The organism is Bullifex sp., from assembly GCF_034103065.1.
Lineage (GTDB): Bacteria > Spirochaetota > Spirochaetia > Sphaerochaetales > Sphaerochaetaceae > Bullifex.
Map to the genome: position 1 here is coordinate 1 of NZ_JAXEGN010000240.1, position 2,483 is coordinate 2,483.

1 protein-coding gene is annotated in these 2,483 nt (G+C 29.1%); it reads right to left on the minus strand.

The window, feature by feature from the left end:
- Window positions 1-261 precede the first annotated feature (261 nt).
- On the minus strand, window positions 262-2,121 hold the full coding sequence (locus tag SOY52_RS09220; RefSeq protein WP_320848664.1) for an IS1634 family transposase: 1,860 nt from the start codon (window positions 2,119-2,121) through the stop codon (window positions 262-264).
- Window positions 2,122-2,483: the final 362 nt, after the last annotated feature.

Genomic DNA, 2,483 nt, shown 5'->3' on the forward strand with positions numbered 1-2,483 from the left:
AACCACAAAATACAGCAATTTTCGAGATATTATTCATAATCTTATAATATATGAAAAATATTTATTGCTCAAACCTCATATTTTGTTACTATAAGAGTGTTGGTGTGTTATCTCTATGTTGGGATAAATATGCTTGCCCTTTTTATGAATAACTTATTATCCTGTCTTTGACAGCAAAAAGGCGTAAAAAAGCCATGTAACTTCTTGTATTACATGGCAATATTGCAAACTAATTTGAACAAATAATTGTATGGTTAAAAATCATTGTTCGTAAATTTTTTTCTTAGTTTTCCCAACTATTCTTCTAATATCACTTTGCAGAAGAAATTTTCTATCAACATCAATGCCTAATGTAGTTAAAATTTCTTTAATGACAATATCATAGTAAGAAATCTGATAAATATTAGAGTTATCCATTTGTACAGCAGAAAAAGATGATAAAGATTCTTGTATTTGCTTTGAAGAGTATTTCCAGTTCATTCTAAATTCAAGTAATCTTTCAAGTACAAGAGAGATAAAACATAAAAGGAAGTGAGCTCTTATCCTATCCTGCTTACTATGAAATACTGGTCTTAAGTTAAGCATTCCAGTTTTACTTACTTTGAATGTTTCTTCTATTTTCCATAGTCCACCATATATATCCACAATCTCTTGGGCAGATACTTTTCTATTAAAAGTAAGAAAACCATCTTTATACCAACACTTATCTGGAGAACAATCTTCATTTATCTTATCTGTGCCAACAACATTGGTACAAATAATATAGTATCCATCAAGCTTTTCTTCTTCCTTTAATTTATTCTCATCAAATATGTATTCAAATTCATCAGCATCAACAGTTTCACCATTTACCAATGGTTTCTTAATAAGATACTTGTTTTTTCCATAACAAGAATCCTTAAAATCTTTCGACTTTTTACCTGTAGCTTCATGAGCTTTATCAATAGCATCTTGTCTATCATGTTTAGCTCTATCAGCATATTTTTTACTCCAAATAAACACTTGTCTTTCATTGTAGGAGCCTGAATGCTTTGAATTATCCACATCACCATAACTTCTTGCAGTCCTAGGGATAGTTCTTTCCTTTATCTTATATATTACTTCTTCGGTCTTTTCATCTTTTAGCTCTTTCCAATCTTTATCATTAAGAGCAAAAGCAACTGTATCTTCATCTGACTTCCTTATTGACTGACTTATTACATAGCCATTATGGTCATTCCTTATTTTTAGAATGTTGTAGTAACTCATCATCCCCTTATCTGCAACAACAATCTTTTTGCTTGTAGAAAAGTCTATAATACATTCATCCATTGCATTTGCTAATGTACTACAGTCATTTGTATTTCCTCTAAAGAGTTCATATGTAATAGGAAGGCCTAATTCATCCATAAATAGCCCCATTTGTATAATAGGATTTGGCCTATGCTCCTTGCTTACACCTTTATTTCTAAGTCCATCCTCTTCATCTTTTTCATCTATTTCAAAATAGTAGTTAGTAACATCATAGAACACAACAGTATTTCGTCTTCCATATTGCTCCTTTATCTTTCTATCTAAATGTTTCAAAAAATCTGTTCTCCATTTTAATAGTGGATCAAGAGTTCTATATACGTGTTGTATATCATAATCAGTATCACCAAAAAACTTTTCTTTATGTTCCCATGTTTTCTTCTTAGATGCTGGCCATAGTAATCTTGAATATAAAAGATGCTGAAAAATTACATTTATATTAAATGTGCAATCAAGATATCTCCTTCTATTATTAATAAATTCATCAAGTTCTAATTGATGATATAATGTTGAATAAGCTAAAAAACCTAAATTTTTACTATCATCTACTACTTGTAAATCACCATTATTAGAAAGTGTTAATTTTTTTGTTAAATCAACTGTATATGTTAGTGACTTAACTTCTTCTAGTGCTGCTTCTTTATATTCACTCATCTTATCGTTTACATAAGATTCAGGATCCTTGCCTTCAAGAATTAATTCATTAGCACTAAATTTCTCAACCATTACTTGCTTATGTTTATTCTTAGTACCAGGAACTCTACTAACTTGGTTAATGTAATAAATAGTGTCGCCATTTTTAAGTTTATTTTTAGTTATTTTGTAAGCCATATAGCATCCTTCTAGATGCATAAAATTATATCAAAAGTGAATTGCAAAGTCAATAAACATACATATACATACAAAGAAATGTTTTAAAAATGATCAAAAAGGCAAAATAAATCCTTCCAGCATGGAAGGTTATGTAAATTTTTATAGTTAATTAGCTGTCAAACTGTGGAAAAAGTGGAAATGCAAATTTAATTAATCCCTTTTTAATTGAACCCTTAGTTAAATCAATATTTGCTGACATATTTACTTGGTTTACCATAAGTGTGTAAAATCTTCAATAATTATTACAAAAAGCTGTTGACTCATTTTTTGTTTTCATGTAATGTATCCCGTCTTTAGGGATATAAAGAAAATAACTACTT

Coding starts and splice junctions, on each gene's coding strand:
- SOY52_RS09220 (WP_320848664.1), bottom strand. CDS start 2,121: ATGGCTTACAAAATAACTAAAAATAAACTTAAAAATGGCGACACTATT.